This is a genomic window from Streptomyces sp. NPDC057854, from assembly GCF_042797055.1.
Taxonomy (GTDB): Bacteria; Actinomycetota; Actinomycetes; order Streptomycetales; family Streptomycetaceae; genus Streptomyces.
In genome coordinates this window covers 1-18436 of the sequence record NZ_JBHVMF010000011.1, presented here as the reverse complement: position 1 = coordinate 18436, position 18436 = coordinate 1, and the positions used below count along the sequence as shown (strand labels likewise).

At 70.2% G+C, this 18436-nt stretch carries 15 protein-coding genes and 3 pseudogenes; 9 read left to right on the top strand and 9 right to left on the bottom strand.

What is annotated here, in order from left to right; all coding sequences use genetic code 11:
* Window positions 1-7 precede the first annotated feature (7 nt).
* Together ACFVQZ_RS17480 and ACFVQZ_RS17475 are read left to right on the top strand one after the other, a co-directional pair.
* Window positions 8-376 (top strand): fic family toxin-antitoxin system, toxin component, encoded by a 369-nt coding sequence (locus ACFVQZ_RS17480; protein WP_383623448.1) that lies wholly within the window; start codon window positions 8-10, stop codon window positions 374-376.
* 29 nt (window positions 377-405) lie between these two features.
* Window positions 406-870, top strand: coding sequence for a hypothetical protein (locus tag ACFVQZ_RS17475; RefSeq protein WP_383623445.1), 465 nt, complete (start codon window positions 406-408; stop codon window positions 868-870).
* Window positions 871-1165: 295 nt separating this feature from the next.
* Here the strand turns inward: ACFVQZ_RS17475 and ACFVQZ_RS17470 are convergent.
* From ACFVQZ_RS17470 to ACFVQZ_RS17460, 3 genes and pseudogenes are all read right to left on the bottom strand, one after another.
* Window positions 1166-1399, bottom strand: a pseudogene (locus ACFVQZ_RS17470) (hypothetical protein); the annotation flags it as partial.
* Between the two features lie 49 nt (window positions 1400-1448).
* A complete protein-coding gene (locus ACFVQZ_RS17465) occupies window positions 1449-2915 on the bottom strand; it encodes a glycosyltransferase (protein ID WP_383623442.1) in 1467 nt (488 codons plus the stop codon).
* Between the two features lie 11 nt (window positions 2916-2926).
* Window positions 2927-3088, bottom strand: a complete 162-nt coding sequence (locus ACFVQZ_RS17460; RefSeq protein ID WP_383623439.1) for a hypothetical protein — start codon at window positions 3086-3088, stop codon at window positions 2927-2929.
* Window positions 3089-3386: 298 nt separating this feature from the next.
* Here ACFVQZ_RS17460 and ACFVQZ_RS17455 point away from each other — a divergent pair.
* The 4 genes and pseudogenes from ACFVQZ_RS17455 to ACFVQZ_RS17440 form a co-directional block, all read left to right on the top strand.
* Window positions 3387-3776 (top strand): annotated as a pseudogene (locus ACFVQZ_RS17455) (pentapeptide repeat-containing protein); the annotation flags it as partial.
* A gap of 1075 nt (window positions 3777-4851) precedes the next feature.
* Window positions 4852-5580 (top strand): annotated as a pseudogene (locus ACFVQZ_RS17450) (hypothetical protein); the annotation flags it as partial.
* A 100-nt stretch (window positions 5581-5680) separates the two neighbouring features.
* Window positions 5681-6376, top strand: a complete 696-nt coding sequence (locus tag ACFVQZ_RS17445; protein ID WP_383623436.1) for a hypothetical protein — start codon at window positions 5681-5683, stop codon at window positions 6374-6376.
* Between the two features lie 104 nt (window positions 6377-6480).
* Window positions 6481-6675: a hypothetical protein gene (locus ACFVQZ_RS17440; protein ID WP_383623433.1), complete on the top strand. Its 195-nt coding sequence runs from the start codon at window positions 6481-6483 to the stop codon at window positions 6673-6675.
* A gap of 213 nt (window positions 6676-6888) precedes the next feature.
* Here ACFVQZ_RS17440 and ACFVQZ_RS17435 read toward each other — a convergent pair whose 3' ends face one another.
* Window positions 6889-7275, bottom strand: a complete 387-nt coding sequence (locus ACFVQZ_RS17435; protein WP_383623430.1) for an ATP-binding protein — start codon at window positions 7273-7275, stop codon at window positions 6889-6891.
* A gap of 657 nt (window positions 7276-7932) precedes the next feature.
* On the opposite strand from ACFVQZ_RS17435, the gene ACFVQZ_RS17430 reads away from it, so the two are divergent.
* Window positions 7933-8271: a MerR family transcriptional regulator gene (locus ACFVQZ_RS17430; RefSeq protein ID WP_383623427.1), complete on the top strand. Its 339-nt coding sequence runs from the start codon at window positions 7933-7935 to the stop codon at window positions 8269-8271.
* Between the two features lie 241 nt (window positions 8272-8512).
* Window positions 8513-8716 (top strand): cold-shock protein, encoded by a 204-nt coding sequence (locus ACFVQZ_RS17425; RefSeq protein ID WP_329201883.1) that lies wholly within the window; start codon window positions 8513-8515, stop codon window positions 8714-8716.
* Window positions 8717-9033: 317 nt separating this feature from the next.
* On the opposite strand, the gene ACFVQZ_RS17420 is transcribed toward ACFVQZ_RS17425, so the two are convergent.
* The 3 genes from ACFVQZ_RS17420 to ACFVQZ_RS17410 all read right to left on the bottom strand — a co-directional run bounded on the left by ACFVQZ_RS17420 (window position 9034) and on the right by ACFVQZ_RS17410 (window position 12301).
* Complete coding sequence (locus ACFVQZ_RS17420) at window positions 9034-9555, bottom strand: hypothetical protein (protein ID WP_383623423.1); 522 nt, start codon at window positions 9553-9555, stop codon at window positions 9034-9036.
* A 606-nt stretch (window positions 9556-10161) separates the two neighbouring features.
* Entirely contained in the window at window positions 10162-11283 is a 1122-nt protein-coding gene (locus tag ACFVQZ_RS17415; RefSeq protein ID WP_383623420.1) for a fatty acid desaturase family protein, read from the bottom strand.
* A gap of 7 nt (window positions 11284-11290) precedes the next feature.
* A complete protein-coding gene (locus ACFVQZ_RS17410; RefSeq protein WP_383623417.1) occupies window positions 11291-12301 on the bottom strand; it encodes a ferredoxin reductase in 1011 nt (336 codons plus the stop codon).
* A 132-nt stretch (window positions 12302-12433) separates the two neighbouring features.
* Here ACFVQZ_RS17410 and ACFVQZ_RS17405 point away from each other — a divergent pair, with 132 nt between their 5' ends.
* Window positions 12434-13573, top strand: coding sequence for a PucR family transcriptional regulator (locus ACFVQZ_RS17405; protein WP_383623415.1), 1140 nt, complete (start codon window positions 12434-12436; stop codon window positions 13571-13573).
* A gap of 444 nt (window positions 13574-14017) precedes the next feature.
* Here ACFVQZ_RS17405 and ACFVQZ_RS17400 read toward each other — a convergent pair whose 3' ends face one another.
* Both ACFVQZ_RS17400 and ACFVQZ_RS17395 read right to left on the bottom strand, forming a co-directional pair.
* Window positions 14018-14410, bottom strand: coding sequence for a hypothetical protein (locus ACFVQZ_RS17400; RefSeq protein WP_383623413.1), 393 nt, complete (start codon window positions 14408-14410; stop codon window positions 14018-14020).
* A 369-nt stretch (window positions 14411-14779) separates the two neighbouring features.
* Window positions 14780-17671, bottom strand: a complete 2892-nt coding sequence (locus ACFVQZ_RS17395) for a Helicase associated domain protein (protein ID WP_383623411.1) — start codon at window positions 17669-17671, stop codon at window positions 14780-14782.
* Window positions 17672-18436: the final 765 nt, after the last annotated feature.

Genomic DNA, 18436 nt, shown 5'->3' with positions numbered 1-18436 from the left:
CCAGCACGTGATCCTGCAGGTCGACCTGGCCTGGCTCCTCGACATCGCCCACCACGAGATCCCCGGCGACCCGGAGATCACCGACTGGGGCGCCCTCGAAGCCGCCCGCGCCCGCCACGCCTTCCGCGTCATGGACACCCCCGTCTACGAACGCCCCCACCACCGCGCCGCGGCCCTTCTCCACCAGCTCGTCCGGGTCCCCGCCCTGGAACACTCCAACGAGCTGTTCGCCCTGGCCGTCGCCACCGGCTACCTCCACGCCTCCGGCCACCGGCCGACCCTCACCAGCCACGACGCCGTCGACCTCATCGACAAGACGAAGGCAGGCGCCATCGGCGTCCGGCAGATCGCGGCCGTACTCAAGGCACACACCTGACAGCGCGCCCGTAATCCTGTTGGAGGCGAATGATGGCGCAACGCCTGAGTGAATATCGAACCCTCGTCATGCCCGATTACGGGGGATTCGATGTATATGACGCCGATTTCGATGTCCGTGATCTCGACTTGCTTAGTCCCGCACGCCTTCGAGGGGTTGCAGGGAACGGTTGGGAAATCTGTGTCTGCTGCGCCCAGAGCCGATCTAAAGTAGAACTTGCGATCGAAACCTGGACGGGGGCGCCGCCACTCCTCGACGGAGGTGAGGGCTACCAGGAAATGCAGCTGGAGATTCCAACCGGGCAGCTGGTCATTTCGGAACGCACGCGCGGTGCCTGGGACATCTCTGTCCCGGAAGGCATGTACCGTGTGCGCATTACGGCGTTCGGCAGGGAGGAAGCTTGCAGAGTCGTCGACGAAGCATCCTTGGCTGGACTGCTGCCCGACCATGACGGAACGGAGCGATACACCTTCCAGATGTGGCCGGCCGCATAGACAGGTTCCCCTTTCTTTGCCGGGCAGGCCGAGAGGCCGAGGCTGGAAACGCCGGCTGTCACGTGATCGACGCGCACCTTCATGACGTCCGCCCCGCGGCGGGGAGAAGAAGCCCGCTTCGGCGACGAGCACAGACTGCAGATGTCGACCACTTTGGGAACCGAGGGTCACCAGGTAGCGGGCCGGGGGTGGTCCGGGGCTTCAGGCCGTCCTGGAAGCGGGAGGCGTCCGGCGCCCGGCGGGGGCTGTTGCGCGGAGGCCGGCCGCGCCTGCCCCGTGATGTCGGGGGGCAGGTTTCGAGGTAGGCGACCACGACCACGGTGCGAAGTGCTGTGACCCAGTACAGCAAGCGGACGCGTTCGACTTCGTCGGTGTATTCGCGCAGCTGGGGGCCGGTGGTGTGGCCGGGGACCGGTTCGCCGACTTCGGGGTCGACGGAGACGACGACCAGGGCGCGGTCCAGGGCGTGGATCTCGGCCTCGCTGGTGATGTTCTCCAGCTGCTTGGCGGCGGAGTCGGTGAACGCGATCCGCGTGCGGCGCCGGCAGCGGCGACGAGCTCATCTTCGGCGTGCGGGCCTACATCACGGGGGCCTTTCGGGTGCGGGTGACTTCGACGGTGGTGCGGGTGCCCCAGCGGTTGACGCGGTGGCAGGTGGCCATTGCGTAGAAGTACAGCGGGCGCAGGACGAGGGCACGCCAGGCGGAGGCGAGGGGGGCGAGGGCGAAGAGGAGGAGGGCCTGGCGCGGGCGCATGTCGGTGCGGTGGACGGTGAACAGGCGCAGGGCCATCAGGTAGCTCATGGCGGTGCCGATGACGGCGCCGGCGAGGACGAGGGTGCCGGCGTGGGCGCGCAGGCCGGGGTCGGCGAGGACGACGGCGGGGATGGCGATGCCGAGGGCGATGTGGACGTACTCGGCGACCGTGGACCAGAAGACGATGCCGGTCGCGGGCATGTAGCGCAGCCACCACAGGTGGCGGACGGTGGTGCCGCGCATCCAGCGCATCTGCTGGCGCAGGTAGTGCGACCAGCGTTCGGGGGCGAGGGTGAAGACGAGGGAGGACGGCTGGTGGACGGTGTCGCCGGCCAGGAGCCCGTAGAAGGTGAGCATGGAGTCGTCGTTCATCTGCATCGGCCGGCCGCGGAACGTCTCGTTCTCGTAGACGCCGGCCGCGTCGCGGACGATGCGGGCCCGGTAGAAGGCGAGGGTACCGGAGTTGATGGTGACCCGGCCCAGGACGGACTGGGCGGAGCGCAGGCCGCGGGTGAAGGGCAGGTAGAGCAGGTTGATCAGCCGGGTCAGGGCGTTGGCGTCGTGGTTGAGGACGACGACCTGCCCGGCGACGGAGGTGACCTCCGGGTCCGCGAACGGCTTCAGCCCTTCGGCGACCGCCTCGGGGTCGAGGAGGGAGTCGCTGTCGAGGGTGACGAAGACGTCGGCGTCGTCGGTGGCCAGGACGTGCATCTGGGCGTGGCGCTTGCCCCGGTTCGGCGTGCGGTCCCAGGTGACCTCGACGCCGCGGGCGGCGGCGCGCTCGAAGAGCTCGGCGCGCACGCCGTCGTACGTCATCGGCGTGCCGTCGGCGTTCACGGAGCCATCGTCGACGACCCGGATCCGGTCCACCGGCCGGGACTGCACCAGCAGGGAGTGCAGGCAGCCGCGCAGCGCGTCCGGGTCCTCGTTGTAGACCGGGATCTGCACCGTGACCCGCAGCCGGTCCAGCTCCGCCTGCGCCTCGGGCTGTGCGGTGCGGGGGCGTTCCAGCCAGGACAGCGGCACCCACCACAGCAGCAGGAACGAAACCAGCCACGGCAGCACCATCGACTGGCTGCCGCCCGCCAGCGCGGCGACCGTGCTGTAGACATGCGCCACGCCCCAGGCGAGGAACGCCGTCAGCGGCACCGCCCCGAGCAGGACCAGACCGAAGGACGAGGCGTGCCAGGCGCGCGGGAGCGGGGCCACGCCCGGCCACCGCTTCGGCACCGGCTTCACGGGCGGCGCGGTGTGGCCGGCAGCCGACCGCCGCCCGCGCCGACGGCTCATCGAGGGCAGGGTCACTGCTCGACCGGGCCCTTTCCCCGACGGAACGACGTCCGAACCGCCACGACGCCCATCAGCACCGCGATCACGCTGATCGCCACCAGCCACACCTGACCCGTCGCCAGGCCCGTGGCCGCCAGCGTGCTTCCCGGACCCACGATCGACCCGTAGGGCATGACACCTCCAAGAGACGAAGAAACGATTTGCCTTTTATGTGCGTTTCTTGGGTTCGTGTAACGCCCGGTCATTCGATCGTGTTGCTTTTCCACCTGTGCTTGCTCCCGGCCGACGTCCGCGTTCCGACGCCCGGTCCGCTTCGGAGGGGACCCGCCCCGCCCGGGCAGGGCCGCGGGAACGGGCTGGCACCAGCGGAGCGGTCCAAAAGAGGGACAGCCGGCATCGGCCGGCGCCGGGGAGGACTCACGCACAGCCCCGTCCCGGTCGGCCTGCGCCCCTCCGTGTGCGGTGGCGTGGGCGTACTGGCTGCTGTCCGGCTACGGCCTGCGCGCCGGCCGCGTCCTGGGCTGGCTGGCGGCCGCGATGATCGCCACGATCGTGCTGCTGATGGCGTTCGGGCTGCCGGCGTCGTCCCCGAAGCAGGAGGCGACCGGCACGGTTCCGGCGGGTGGCGGCACGGTGACCTTCGTCATCGACAAGCAGGACCTGAAGAACCCCGCCCGGGACAGGTTCACCGGCAAGCGCTTCGACAGGGCCCTGAGCGTCACGCTCAACTCGGTGGTCTTCCGCTCCAGCGGTCAGGACCTCACCACCACCGGCACCTACATCGAGATGACCTCCCGGATCCTCGAACCCGCCCTCCTCGCCCTGGCCGTCCTCGCCATCCGGGGGCGCATCAAGCGCTGACACCGACCAGGAACCCGGCAGCCGCGGCGGCCATGGCCGCAGATGTCCGGCAAGGGCGGTCCGCCGAGAGCAGGCCAGGTCGCGACACGTGCACGGCACGCTCGGCTTGGGCCGGAGAGCGAAGTGGCCGACGCCCTCAGTCCGCTCCGGGAAGCGGGTGGGGCGGACGCCTGCCTCCCGGCACCCACCGGCGCAGGAACCATGGAGCGGTGGTCGCGGACGCGTGCCTGGTACGGCGCGCCCGGAGGTGATGCCCCGCCCCCGGGGCGCGAGGGGGCAGATGCCGCACGGGGCGGCCTCCGTCAGCGGACCGTGCCCGCCTGGCGGTGTCGGGCGGGCACGGCCAGGGCGTCAGGCGGTCAGGGCGAGGCGGCGGAGGTAGTCGGCGGTGGCTTCGTCGCCGAGGTGGTGGCGCAGCGCGTCGCCGCGGGTCCAGGACAGCGGTCCTTGCTCTGCTTCGGCGCGGGCGGCCTCGGCGACGATCTCGCCGATGCTGAACTGCTGCCGTCGGCCTGTGGTCTTGCGACCGCCCTGCCCGTACCCCCTTCGGGTGTGGGGCGGTCGCGCATGTTCACCACCGCCCGACCGCCGAGCGGCCTTCTCAGACAGCCGTGCCCCGTGCCGCTGCGGTCCTCGGTGGGGATGTTCTCGGTGAACCGGACGATGGTGTCGGCCATGCCCTGAGTGCCGGCCAGGCACAGTTGAACCGCTTGCCACCGAAGTTGGACGGCGTGAGCGTCGCGCTCTATCTCCTGCGCGCCCGTGCAACCAGAAACGCCGCTCCAACGATGACGGTCAAAGCGATGGCGATGATCCAGAAGGGTGGGGAGCCCTCACCCGCTCCCTTGGCCAAGAGCTGCATGAGCGACATGTCGTTTCCCGCTCCCGTCCGTGTAACTGATTACGGCCCGCCACCCGGGTGCCCGATCCACGCTCGGTCAATTCGTCCAGCTTCGAACTCAGGCGGTCCAAGGCCACTGTCAAGAGGACCTCAGGACCGATCACGATGCGGTCACGGCGGAGAGGTTTTTGAAGGCCGGCGTCACACCGAGCCCGAAAACCGCACCTGTAGAAGGTGAATGGCGGGATAGGCCCGCCCGACCTTCAGGAGCATCCTGTGGCGAGCACCGCAGACGAGCCCGAGCAGCCCTTTGACCCGGCGGACAGGCCCTCCGTGGACCCCTCCATCACCCCCTCCGCGCCCCGCCGTCGGAAGCTGGGCGTTTCCGCAGGTGAGGCCAGGCGGAAAGGGGGTCGCCGCAGCGCCGATCTCCTTCATGGAGATGTAGCAGGGCGTCCTACTCACCGGAAGAACTCGACCGGGCCCCGGCGCCGGGAGATCCAGCAGGCGCTGGGGATCTTCCAGCGGGCTACGCCCGGCCAGCTGTGGAAGCTGACCCGCCCGGGCAACCAGCACGACAAACTCGTACGTGACTACCTCCTGGACCTGGAGGACCACCGCCTGGTGAGGATCGAGACGGTGCGGGGAGACCGGCGGCAGGTGTGGGTGCTGACCAAGCGCGGACACGACGAGGCGAAGGAGCCGCTGGAGCCGAAGGGCATACGCATCTCGGCGCTGCGGGAGAAGAATTACCACCCGGTCACCGGGAAGCTGCTCGGTGCCGGCTACGACGACCACACTGCTGCGGTCACCTCGACGGCCGCCGAACTCCACCGAGCCGGGATCGGCCACCGGCTCGGCTTCCAGACCGAGATCGCGCACCGGCTCGCCGACGGGTACGTGCAGCGGGCGGACCTGGTGGTGCGGGCGGCGGACGCCGGGGTGCCCGTGCTCCTGGGGGAGGTCGACCGCCGCTCCGAGGGCGCCCACGACCTGGTCGTCAAGCTGCGCCGGTACTGGGAGTGGGGCCGGCCTGCTGGCGAGGGACGCGGACAAGCGCACCGTGGACCTGGTCCGCTCCCGGCCGGACGCGATCGAGCGCGTCGGCCGCCACGAGCAGCGGCTGTGGCGCCGCGTCTACCCGCCGACCGGCCGCGAGGGCCTCGCCCCCCTCGTGTTCGTGTTCGCCGACACCACCGAGGCGAAGGTCGCCAACACGGTCGCCGTGCTGGAGGAGGCCGGCCGCCGCTACTGGGCGCCGCGCCGGTACGACTCTTTCTACGAGAAGGCCATCACCGTGCTCGACTACCGCCAGGCGGTGCCCGTCGTCGTCACCACCCTGGAACAGGTGACGGAGCACGGCGCCGGGGCTGCGGTGTGGCGGCGCCTGGGGCGGACCGGGGAGCAGACGCTGACCGATGCGCTCGACAACCCCGACGGCCACACCCTCTACCGCGCCCAGGAAGCCCGCGCGGACGCGGCGGACAAGCGGCGCCGGGCCGCTGAGCTAGAGGCGCAGCGCCCGGTGTGCAGGCGGTGCGGGCGGAAGTTCAGTGACGAGCGATGGGAGGAGATCACCGTGCGCCGGACCGCCGTCCGGACCGGGGACAGGTCGGTATGCGGCCCGTGCCGCGCCGACGACGTCGCCCGCCAGGAGGCCGCCGCCGAAGCCGCCTGCCTCAAGGCCGCGGCGCCGTCGGAGCCGCAGGACGGTCCCGAGGCGAAGAGGGGCCGCGGCTGGCTCTGCCGACGACGCTGAGGGTTCCCTTCGCCACCGGCCGCGTCCCGTCCTGCCCGGGACTCCGCCTGCTCGGTAAGGGCGGCGATCGCGGCGCCGCGCACGCCCGTGAGCAGCTCTCCACCGTGGTTCTGGGGCGGGTCACGACCCGCACCTGGAGCCGCGTCGCCCCGCAGATCCACCCCGCCCCGAGGAGCAGCAACCGCCCCGGCCGCGTCCATGTTGTCCAGGGCGCCACCGCCCATCCGACGCGGGTCCTGCTGTTGACCGACACCGAAGCCGCCGACTGGGCCGCCGCTACGGTAGCCGAGAAGGTCTGACCGGCGGACACACCAGGGGCCCGGGGGGGGGCAGCCATGACATCCCCGGGGCCCGGCTTGGGGAGCCGCACCGTCCAACGACGCTGCGGCCCCACCGTCACGCGGCGGCCGACCGGATCGATTGAGAGGAGGGCGGCAAGCCGATCGTTCGGCCCCGTTGGCCTGCCGGGTGCTTGTCGAACGGGAGGACTGTCCGGCGTCGGCGCCTTGGCGTCAGCGGGGGAGCAGGGCGCTTACGGTCTTGCCGCCGGCCCTGTGGCGGGTCACGGCGGTAGCGCGGGCGAGGCGGTTGACCATGGGCCGGCCGAAGCCTCCGGTGCCGCCGTTCAGGTCGGGGGTGCGCATGCGCGGGGCCTGGGGGCTGGGGTCGCGTACGGCTACTTCGATGCTGTCCCGGTGTGCGGTCAGGTCCAGGGTGCAAGTGCCGCCGCTGTGGCGCAGGGCGTTGGTGACCAGCTCGGAGACGATGAGGATCACGGTGTCGGTGGCCTCGGAGGCGAGGGTCGGTGCGAGCCCTTCGAGGAAAGCCCGGGCGCTGTCGCGTGCGCCGGCGGTGGACGTTGTCGAGCGGAGGGTTGCGATGACGCTCGCACTGTCCATCTGATCCCCCAGTGTCCGCAAATGTCCAGCCATCTACCCGGAGCGCGTACCCCGGCTGCGGCCCGTCGACCCGGCCCGCTCCCGCACCTTCCACTGCGCGAGGGCGATTATCTCGCTGCCGAACAGACGAAAATCTGTCGTGGCCGGAGTAGACATTAGGTAGTGGTGTGGTTATGGTTTCTCTCGTAGGCAGAGAGACCGCACGGCCCGGTAGAGACGAACTGCCGGGCAGCAGTACCCGCAGTTGCACGGTGCGGTGGTGGAGTTTCGAAGCCAGGGTTGTTGCAGGACGGCGACGGGACTGACGACCGGACCGGGTGGCCCGCAGTGATCAGGGGCCGCCAGTACCCAGCAGTGAAGTGAGTGAGCAGTACCCCGACAGGTAGTTGATCACCGAGGGAAGAACGGAGGAACGAAGCACCATCAGGATCGCCCGGACAGAAGTCTTGAGTCCGGGTACCGCAGGACATCGTTAGTGAGGTGGTCTTCGGTCAAGCAGCCGCGATCCCCGCAGCCCCGGCATCGGTCAGGTCGGGTGCGCGGACACAGAAGGCCGGCGCAGTATCAGGGCCGGCAGGTGCTGTAGTAGTTCCTTCGGGGCCCTGGTGCCAGTACGGCACCAGGGCCCTCTTCCGCGCGTTCCAGAGAGAGGTGCAGATGACAGCAGATGACTCGTACGACCGTCTTGACGACGACGACTACCCCGCCTACACGATGGGCCGGGCCGCCGACATGCTCGGCACCACCCCCGCCTTCCTGCGGGCTCTGGGTGAACACCGTCTGATCACCCCGCTGCGCTCGGAGGGCGGCCACCGCCGCTACTCCCGCTACCAGCTCCGCATCGCCGCCCGCGCCCGCGAACTCGTCGACCAGGGCACCCCCATCGAGGCCGCCTGCCGCATCATCGTCCTCGAAGACCAGCTCGAAGAAGCCCAGCGCATCAACGCCGAATACCGCCGCACCACCGAAACGGCAAGGCCGCCGACCGCAGTCTGAGACCTGCGCGCCCGCCAGACACCGGCCCCCCGCACAGGGCAAGACGTGAAGCAGGAAGCCTTTTCTGTGGTGACAGTGGGTGCGGGCGTGTACCGTCCCTGTTAGCTGTCGTGGTTCGGATCTTCCCTTTGCCCATGCCTCCGGCGTGGGCTTTTTGCTGTGCTGTGCCGCAGGAGCCAGGGCGATCACCTCCGCCTCCCGCACTGTGTGGGCGGCGTTCATCGACTGGAAGGCACGGGACATGGCTACGGGAACTGTGAAGTGGTTCAACGCGGAGAAGGGCTTCGGCTTCATCGCCCAGGACGGCGGCGGCCCGGACGTCTTCGCCCACTACTCGGCGATCAACTCGACGGGCTTCCGTGAGCTCCAGGAGGGCCAGATGGTGACGTTCGACGTCACCCAGGGCCAGAAGGGCCCCCAGGCGGAGAACATCACCCTCGCCTGACCTTGACCCGCGGGAACCGAGATCGTTGCGGTCCTTGGCCCGGGCCGACGTATGCAGAAGAGGCCCGCACCCCACAGGTGCGGGCCTCCGCCGTACGAGGTGTCGACCAGCTACCGCCCGGTCGACACCGCCCACCGCGCAGTCGTCCCGCCCAGGTGGGAGGGACAGGCTCTGGTGCCGTCGGCGTACGGCAGGGGAAGTCCGGCCGCGCTCGCCGAGCAGGTCTCCCGGCATCGAGCAGGGCCAGTGGGACACGCCTGCGGCACGAGGCGGGAAGGGGTACCGGGCGTCCGGGACCGCGATCGGCCCGACGACCCTTACCCGGCCGGCTGCAGTGTCCAGTAGTGCGGTTCGATGGGGGCGTGCCTCACCACGATCCGGCCGTTGACGCCGGGATCGTCCACGATCTTTCCGTATGAGGGGGAGAAGTCGCCAGGGGTGTGCTCGATGTCGGCCCACACCACGCTGCCGGGCCCGGCGGAGCCGTAGGAGACGGTCCACTCGGCGTGCCTGTCACCGCAGCTGGCGACCGACACGCTGTGCTGTGACGTCACTCTCATGCAGGTGCGCGGGTCCGAACCCGACGGGGAGACCTCCATCATTCCGTCGGGGCGGCGCAGCACCTGCCAGTTCGCTGAGGTGGACGCGGTCTCCGCGCAGTCGCCCAACGACACCACGCCGATGCTCGCGTGTGTCTTGGGCCAGACCAGACACGTGCCGTCCGTGAGAGCCGCGAACCGGTAGACCCCGTCGGCGAGCGGGGCGGCGTGGGCGGGTTGCGCGAGTGCTGCGGTGGCCGCCAGCCCGGCGGCCATGAGGGCGATGACGCGTGAACGCATGGGTGGGACTCCTCGAACAGCCGTGGTCGATCCGATCACACGGCACAGACGCGGCGGAGAGCAGATGTCGCCGGAGGCGGCGGCACCGATCTTGGAACACCGCCCCGTCCGGCAGTGGCCGCTATCACTCGTCTGGCCGAGCCATGTCATCCGATGGCGTGGGTCGGGACGCGGCCTCACCGACTGCGGCCAGTACACCCGCGAACTCGCTGATCATCCGCGTGAGGTGACAGCGCGCTTCACGAGTTCCCGTTCATGCTCGGGCCAGGACGTCCCTGGCCACCGATTCCGGCAGGGGAACCGGGGCGCGAAGGAGGTCCTCGGTGTCAGCGGCCACCGGGGCGCGTTACCACCTGACCTCCTGGACGAGGACGGCGACTACCGCGCCGCCGCCGCCGTCGGCCTGCTGCCCGTCCCTGTCCCCGTCCCCGTCCCTGTCCCTGTCCCCGTCCGCGTCCCCGTCCGCGCCGCGCCCGTGCCTCGCTGTTCTCGCCCGCACTGGCACCCCGGTCGACGGCGACCCCGAGTTCACCGGGAGCCTCGCCCAGGCCGACCCGGAGGCCACGACCGCTCGGGCTGACCCGCCGGAGGGATGCAACACGGGAATCAGGCCGCGACGAGCTCCTGCTCGCGGCGGTCCGACGAGGTGCCCTTGGGCTTCTTGTTCGGCAGCGAGAGCCGGAAGACCTTGCGCCACGCGGAGAACACCTGCTTGGGCAGCGGCCCGGTGACGTACTCCAGCTCGTACTTCTCGAACAGTGCGCGCACCTTCACCGCGACCTCGGCGTACCGGTTGCTCGGCAGGTCCGGGAACAGGTGGTGCTCGATCTGGTGCGACAGGTTGCCGGTCATGAAGTGCAGGGCCCTGCTGCCGCTGATGTTCGCCGAGCCCATCATCTGGCGCAGATACCACTGGCCGCGCGTTTCCCCCTTGATCGACCGGCGCTCGAAGACCTGCACGCCCTCGGGGAAGTGCCCGCACATGATCACCGAGTGGGTCCAGAGGTTGCGGACCAGGTTCGCGGTGAAGGTGGCGGCGAGCGTGGGGAGGAACGACGGGCCCGACAACAGCGGGTGGATCACGTAGTCCTTGAGCACCTGCTTGCGGATCTTGCGGCCCACGGCCTTGGCCCGCGCGCGGAACTCCGGGTCCTTGCGGCGGCGCTTGTGCAGGTTCTTGCCGAGTTCCAGGTCGTACGCCGCGATGCCGTACTCGAAGAAGCAGGCGTTGACGAAGTTCCACAGCGGCTGGCCGAGGTGGAACGGGTGCCACTCCTGGTCCTCGTCGACGCGCATGATCCCGTAGCCGAGGTCGTTGTCCTTGCCGAGGACGTTGGTGTACGTGTGGTGCAGCTCGTTGTGCGAGTGCTTCCACTGGTCGGCCGGCGAGACGTGGTCCCACTCCCAGGTGGTGGAGTGGATCTTCGGGTCCCGCATCCAGTCCCACTGGCCGTGCAGGATGTTGTGGCCGATCTCCATGTTGTCCATGATCTTTGCCACCGACAGACCGGCGGTGCCGAGCAGCCACGCGGGCGGGAAGATCGAGAACAGCAGCACACCCCTGCTGACCAGCTCGAGCTTGCGCTGCGCCGAGATGACCTTGCGGATGTAGACGGCGTCCTTCTCACCGCGGCCGGCGATCACCTCGTCGCGGATCGCGTCCAGCTCGCGGCCGAGCTCCTCGATCTGCTCCGCGGTCAGGTGGGCGGTGGGGTCGATAGCGACCAAGGTGTTCCTACCGTTCGATGTCACAGGGGCCCGCCGCGGCGGACACACAGGTCTGGATGAGGACGCCCGGCTCGGCCTCGGTGATCTCGCCGGTGCGCAGGTCACGAACGGCACCCGCCCTGAGCGGCGTGACGCAGCCGAAGCAGATGCCCATGCGGCACCCGGAGGGCATGAGCACGCCGGCCTCCTCGCCGATGTCCAGCAACGGCGTGGCGCCGTCCGCGTCGACGGTCTTACCGGTCGTGCTGAACGTGACCTCGCCGCCGTCGCCGGCCACGACGCTGCCGGGGCGGAAGCGTTCGGTGTGCAGGCGCTCCGGTACACCGTGCTCGCTCCAGTGCTCCCCGGCGGCGTCGAGCAGGCCCGCGGGCCCGCAGGCCCAGGTCTCGCGCTCGGCCCAGTCGGGCACGAGCTCGTCGAGCCGGGCGATGTCGAGCATGCCGTCCGTTTCGGTGTGCACCTCGGTGAGCCGCAGCTTCCCGGCCGCGACCAGGTCGTGCAGTTCCCTGCGGAAGATCACGTCCTGCGGCCGCGGCGCGCAGTGGACCATGACGACGTCGTCGAACTCGGTGTCGCGCAGCATGCCCATCACGGGAGTGACGCCGCTGCCGGCCGTCAGGAACAGCACCCTGGCGGGCTCGGCCTGCGGCAGCACGAAGTCACCGGTCGGCTGGTCGAGCCGGATCAGCGTGCCCGGTCTCGCCCTGCGGACCAGGTGATTGCTGACCTTGCCGCCCGGGATCGCCTTCACGGTGATCGTGACGCGGCCGTCCTTACGGTTCGTCGGCGAGGTGAGGGAGTAGGCACGCCACAGGCGCACCCCGTCGACGTCGACCCCGATCCGCACGTACTGGCCGGCCGTGTGGCCGCGCCAGCCCCGCCCCGGCCTGATCACGACAGTCGCGGCGTCACCCGTCTCGGGGTGCACGGCCTCGATGCGCCCGCGCAGGTCAGCGCCCGCACGCAGCGGGCTGACCAGGTCGAGGTAGTCCGACGGCAGCAGCGGCGTCGTGACCATCTCCAACAATTTCCACGCCCTGCCGCGAAGGGCTGCACTCGTCATGACACCAGCTTGCTACCCCTCAAGACGTAAAGTCCTGACCGCAAGACGTAAAAATAATCGACTGAATTGTTCGCAGGAAACAAAACCGTGAGCCATGCAATTCGGAGGGTCAGCGAACTGGCCCTGGACGAGACGACAGCCACCGCACTTCGGGCCGCACTGAAGACCACCGCCGACGAGGTCGTCCAGGCGATCATCGACGAGGTCCCTCCCTACGCCAACGCCCTCTCGGGCCACATGGGCGCCACCATCCGCCGAGCCGTCCGCACCGCCCTGGGCCACTACCTGGACCTCGCCAGCGGGAACGCCACCGGCGGCGACGGCGGCGACGCGGCCTACGAACTGGGCCGCGGCGAGGTCCGCGACGGCCGTTCGATGGACGCCCTGCTCAGCGCCTACCGCGTCGGCGCCCGCGTGGCCTGGCGATGCCTGGCAGCGGGCGCCGTATCCGCAGGTCTCCCCGCCGCCCAGGTCGCCAAGTTCGCCGAGCTGACCTTCGCCTACATCGACGAGCTCTCCGCCTCGAGCGCCGCGGGCCACGCCGACGAACTCGCCGCCCGGGGCAGAGCCCACGAGCGCCACCTGGAACACCTGGCCCGCGACCTCCTCGCCGGCGCGAGCCCGGACGTCCTGCTGGCCTCCGCGCAACGGGCCGGGTGGCAGCCCCCGGCCTCCCTCACCGCAGTCCTGCTACCCGCCGCCCAGACCCGGCCCGCCTACCGCACGCTCGACCCGAACACCCTCGTCCTCGACGACCTGCCGGACGCCACCGGCGTGCTGCTCGTCCCCGATGCCGACCGACCACATCTCCTGAGGCAACTCACCGACCGCACCGCCGTGGCCGGCCCCGCCCGGCCATGGACTCACGCGTCCGCCTCCTACGCACGAGCCGCACGCGCCCGCTCCCTCGACCCCGACATCCGCGACACCGAGAACCACCTGCCCGAGCTGGTACTGAGCGCCGACATGGACGCGCTCACAGACCTGCGTGCCCGAGCCCTCGCACCGCTGCGGCCCCTGCCTGCCGCGACCGCACGGCGACTGGAGGAAACGTTGCGGGCGTGGCTGCTGCACCAGGGCAGGCGGGAGGAAGTGGCGGCGGCGCTGTTCGTCCATCCCCAGACGGTCCGGTACCGGCTGTCGCAGCTGCGGGAGCTGTTTCCGGATCTCGCATCGCCGCACCGGGTCCTTGAACTGATGCTGGCGGTCGGCCTTCGGGTCAGCTGACACGTACGTCGACCAGACGGCCCCGCTGCTCACCGGCACCGCCCGCGCCGTCGCCCCCGACCACGCCGACCGCCCCACCGCGAAGGAGCTGACCACCGCATGGTGAGCCCGCGTACCGCGCCTTGGTGCTCGACGGCGACGCCCCCTCACCCGCGTCTGCAGCGGTGCCCCCATCCAGCACACCCCCTCACCCCCGACCAGGCCGACGGTGTGGCGGTCCTCTGCATGTTCCTCGCCGACCGGCTCGCTTGTTCCTCCGAAACGAGGAGGCCGCGAACCGCATCGACGACGCCGTGCGCAAACTGATCGAGGTCCGCGCCCGGTGGGGACGACCGCGGCCGCTGTCCTCGCCAGCCAAGCCGCCTCGCTGCTAGCCGCGAACACCGGACCCGACGGCAATCCAGAGTCCTGTTCGGCCCTACGATCCGCGCGAAGAACGCGTGGTCAGCGACGCCGGCCGCCGCCGATGCGGCGGTCGTCGGCCAGTGCGGTAAGTGGGCCGAACTCGCAGGCGAGCTCGTTCCACGTCAGAACCTCGCCGCAGCGGTCCGGGAACTCCTTCGGGTTGAACTCGGGCATGGTCCAGGTGCCAGTGCCCCGGTCCCGCAGCCACAGGTCCCCGTCACCGTCGACCACAGTCGGCGGCACCGGAACGGGCTCCGCCTGATCGACGGGCTCCCAGGTGACCCGGCCCGGATGAGAAACACGGCGCAGCTCGGTGGTGGCCAGCCGCGCGGCCAAGTCACGGGCGGACTCTTCAGCGTCCTTGACCGACTCGAGTCGGAACGCGTCGTCAAGTACGGGCAGGGCTGGATTCTTGCTGCGCTTTGAACTCATACGCTGATTACCTCCGATGGGGGGCGTCACATCCGTAATGGCACCCCATAGAGGAACACGGTATCCGAGACGGAAACCCGACGAGTCGGATGTAGGTTCGGGCCACAGGTCGAGTCATACGGCCTGGAGGGCCGGTCCCGTCATGACAGTCTCGGATTCGACGGGAGACAGTCGGCCGAGTGCGACTGCCGGCGACGACTGTGGTAGGTCCGCTTTCATACGCGCTTCAGTGGGCTGGACGGCTTGGAGCCGGCTTCGGCCAGCACGCCGGGACACAAGCCCGTCCTCGACGAGCGGATCGAATCCTCTGTCTGATCTGCGCTCCAGGCCCACTGCAGGCCCGGGGTCCGGTCACGACGCGGGAACCGGTCAGTAGCTCTCCTGATCGGAGGGCGGCCCGAACCGCTCGGTGGGCCAGCAGGTGCAGTTCCCGCCCTCGTACAGTTCCCCGTCGCACTCCACGTGGTGCTCCCGCACCCGCCGCCTCACCGGGGCCGCCACCAGCGCGGGCTGCCGGGGCGGGCGGCTCCGGGGCTCGGCGGCCGGCACCACGCCCGCCCACGCCATGCCCAGCCCGGCGAGCGCGGCGCGTTGCTCCGGGGTGAGCTTGTCCCGCCGGCTCTTAGTGTTGGAGAGCCACACGCCCAGCTTGACCGGCACCGGTTCCGCTTCGCTGTCGACCTCGACCTCGACCTCGACCTCGACGACCGCGCCGCGCGGGACGGACCGCTGCCCCTCTTTCTCGACCCACTGGGCCAGGGCAGCCAGGCCGCGCTGGAACGCCGCCTCCGCCTTGCTCCCCGGCCTCTTCGGCCCCTTGAGGGCGGCGGCCAGCTCCGGACGCAGCTCCGCCGGGGCGGCGGCCGCCACGGGGAGGGCAGCGCCCTGCACGCCCAGCGCGGTCAGCCGCTCCCGCTGCTCGGGCATCAGCTGCGCCCAGGTGCCCGGCTCCTGCTGCCGCCACCGCCAGGTGCCGATGTCATCGCCGTCGAAGACAACGCCCGGCGCGATGTAGGGCAGGTGGCCGTCGGCGTCGACGAGGTCGGCGAGCACCCGGTAGTGCCGCTGCCAGTTCAGCGGCCACGGGCAGTTCCAGTCCGGATCGATCGCCGCCAGCTGCTCCGCGCGCTCGGCCGCCCGCTGCGGGTCCTTGCCCAGGCCGCCCTTCCTGCGCAGGTTCGCCATGTACTGCCCGATGGGCACCGGGCTGCCGCTGGCCGGGTCGTCCCACACGGCGTCCTGCCGGGGCGCGAGGTGCCCGGTGGCCCGCCGGTACGAGCGCAGTACGGCGAGCTTGGCCTCCCACGCCTCCTCGCCCGGCTCCCACACCATCCCGGCCTCCGGCGCGTCCAGCAGCGTCTTGCGCCGATCCTCCAGTTCCCCGGCCCGCAGCGCCTTCCTCTGCTGGTGCACCCACCGCCCGAGGGGGAAGTCCTTGGTGACGCCGACCGTGGTCTCGACGTCGTAGGGGACGGCGTAGACGCCGGTGATCCCGTTCTCCTTCCGCCACCGGATGAGCGCCTGGTAGCCCTCCAGCCACACCAGCGACTCCGGCCGATACACCCGCGTCCGCAGGAACGCCGCGATCGTCGCGGCGTCGCGCGGGCTGGAGAAGTGCAGCAGGGCGGCTTCGGCGGCGGCCGGGGTGTCGTCGTCCTCCTGGTCCTCGCCTCCGTCCGCGCCGCCGGCGCCGACGATCCGCCCGTCCTCGTCCCGCCGCAAGTGCACCTTGCGCTTGCCGCTCGTGAGCGCGCGGGAAGCGAGCTGCTCGACCAGGCGCTCATCGTGGCTGCGCAAGCCCTGGAGCACGGCGACAAGCGGCTTGAAGCTGGCGGAGGCGACCATGTCCTCGGGGTCCTCGTCCGGCTCCAAGAACACCGGCACGATGATCCTGGCCAGCTTCATGCTGCCGTCGCGGTTCAGCCGGAGCGCCCGCCCGATGTTCTGCACGATCTCGACCTGCGAGCCGCGGGTGTCGGCGAAGCACACCGCCTCGACGCCTCGCTCGCCGGTGATGTCCACGCCCTCCCCGAGCACGCGCACGCTGGCGAGGAAGGCGCGGTGGACCCGACGGTTGTTGGCGTCGATGCCGTTGGCGAACTGCCGCAGGACCTCGCGCCGCTCGGCCACGAGGTGGTCGCCGCACAGCCACGCCGACCACACCCGGTCCGGCGGCACGTGACGGCCGGCCTCCAGCTCGTAGAACTCGGCCTCGATCGACGACGCGGGCAGCCTCTCCGCGGCCGCCAGGTCGGCCTCGGAAGCGTCGTTCATATACAGCTCGGCCGCGGTCTCGGGCAGCTTCTCCGCGAACGCGGCGGCCTCCTCGACCTTCTGGTGGAACGTCATGACCGTACGCAGGTTCCACGCGGCGGCGTGCTCCAGGAGCGCCGTCTGCAGCAGCGCCAGACGCCGGCCCCGCCGCACCTCCTCCGACTCGCCCAGAACGGGGGAGGGGTCGCGGATCTCCAGCACGTCGATCTCGAACCCGGCGAGGATCTCCCGCTCGATCGCCTCCGACAGCCCGAGCTCCGCGATCCACGCGCCGTACGTGCCCTCCGGGTCGTCGGCCATCGTCGCCAGCTCCACCTCCTGGCCGTCCGCGCCCTTCTGCGGTCGGGGAGCGGCGAGGATACGCGGGGTCGCGGACAGGTAGAGCCGGAAGTCCGCCGGGATCCGGACGTTGTCGTGGATCGCCGCCCACGGACGCCCAAGATCACCAGCGGTCCCGTGGGCCTCATCCACGATGGCGAGGTCGAAGCCGTCCATGCGCTGCCCGTAGAGCCGCTTCCCGCCCGTCAGAGCGGCCTCCAGCGGCCCGCGAACCTTCCTCCGGCCCGTCGGATCCTCCGGGTCCTCGCGGTCCACGAGAGAGGCGTACGTGGCGAACACGACCACGGGTCCGTGCCCAGCCCACAGGGCGAGCTGGATCGGGTTGGTGGTGGTGCGCACCCCCAGCGAGTTCAGCACGGGGTCGTTCTCCAGCGAGCACACCCCAATCATCGGCGCCCGGTGGCCCACCGCGTGCCACGCCTGGGCGGTCTGTACGAGCAGGTCCAGGGTCGGGACCGTGACGAGGATCCGCCCCTCCGCGAACGACTCCAGCGCACACGCGGCAGCCGTGATCGTCTTACCCGACCCGGTTGCTGACACGATCGTGGCACGGGCACCCTGCGGCGGCACAGATGACCTTGAAGGAAATCCCACCCACTCGCGGAACGCCCTCCGCTGGTCCACCTGGTGCTCACGAAGCTGGATCATCGAGATGGAACCCCACATTTGCCTGTTGACGGACCTCGGGTACGAGCGGCTCAAAAACTAACTGTCAAGGTCTGCCGTGGCACGGTAGTTGACTTATATGGGCTGGTCACGACGGCCTCCGGTACGGGAAAATTGGGCGCATGGCCGAAGACTTCTGTGAAGTGATGCTCCTGCCCAGCTCCCAGTGCGACCACTGCCGAACCGCACGGTCGGAACTTTCCCGGCGGGTGTACGTCACCAAAGGCGGGAGCGTCTACCACAGGATTCCTGACTGTGAAGGTATCCAAGACGGTCAGCGGTACGCTCGTTGGAGGGGAGACGAGATCCACGATATTCAGTCCGTCCCACGCAGCGATGTGCAAGCTCGACGAGGCGCCTGTGAAATATGCCGTCCTGATCTGATTCACAAGCGCCCTAGGTAGTTATCGGTTTCTACCAATACTACATGCTGCATCAAATCCGATGCAGCCCACCCGCCCCACCCCCCCCCCCTCTCTCGTAGCCAGCCGCCCGCGAATGCGGGCCGGGCCCGGGAGCGCAGCGGACGGGCCCTCACCCTTATCCACCCGTACCAGACCTGACGGCGGATCGGCCGGCGGTCGAAGCGCAGCGGAGACCGCTGCCCTGAAGCGCAGCGGAAGGGCACCCCCTGCGGGTGCGCAGCACCCGCAGGGGGTGAACGGGCACGCGAAGCGTGCCCGTTCACCCCCCCGGCGAAGCCGGGGGGTTCCCTGCACCGCGCGCAGCGCGGTGGTACCCGCCTGT

Bases quoted from the DNA above. Each gene is read 5' to 3' on its own strand.
- ACFVQZ_RS17395 (WP_383623411.1), bottom strand. From the start codon at position 17,671: ATGATCCAGCTTCGTGAGCACCAGGTGGACCAGCGGAGGGCGTTCCGC.
- ACFVQZ_RS17420 (WP_383623423.1), bottom strand. From the start codon at position 9,555: ATGCGTTCACGCGTCATCGCCCTCATGGCCGCCGGGCTGGCGGCCACC.
- ACFVQZ_RS17465 (WP_383623442.1), bottom strand. From the start codon at position 2,915: ATGAGCCGTCGGCGCGGGCGGCGGTCGGCTGCCGGCCACACCGCGCCG.
- ACFVQZ_RS17425 (WP_329201883.1), top strand. From the start codon at position 8,513: ATGGCTACGGGAACTGTGAAGTGGTTCAACGCGGAGAAGGGCTTCGGC.
- ACFVQZ_RS17460 (WP_383623439.1), bottom strand. From the start codon at position 3,088: ATGCCCTACGGGTCGATCGTGGGTCCGGGAAGCACGCTGGCGGCCACG.
- ACFVQZ_RS17435 (WP_383623430.1), bottom strand. From the start codon at position 7,275: ATGGACAGTGCGAGCGTCATCGCAACCCTCCGCTCGACAACGTCCACC.
- ACFVQZ_RS17430 (WP_383623427.1), top strand. From the start codon at position 7,933: ATGACAGCAGATGACTCGTACGACCGTCTTGACGACGACGACTACCCC.
- ACFVQZ_RS17400 (WP_383623413.1), bottom strand. From the start codon at position 14,410: ATGAGTTCAAAGCGCAGCAAGAATCCAGCCCTGCCCGTACTTGACGAC.
- ACFVQZ_RS17410 (WP_383623417.1), bottom strand. From the start codon at position 12,301: ATGGTCACGACGCCGCTGCTGCCGTCGGACTACCTCGACCTGGTCAGC.
- ACFVQZ_RS17475 (WP_383623445.1), top strand. From the start codon at position 406: ATGATGGCGCAACGCCTGAGTGAATATCGAACCCTCGTCATGCCCGAT.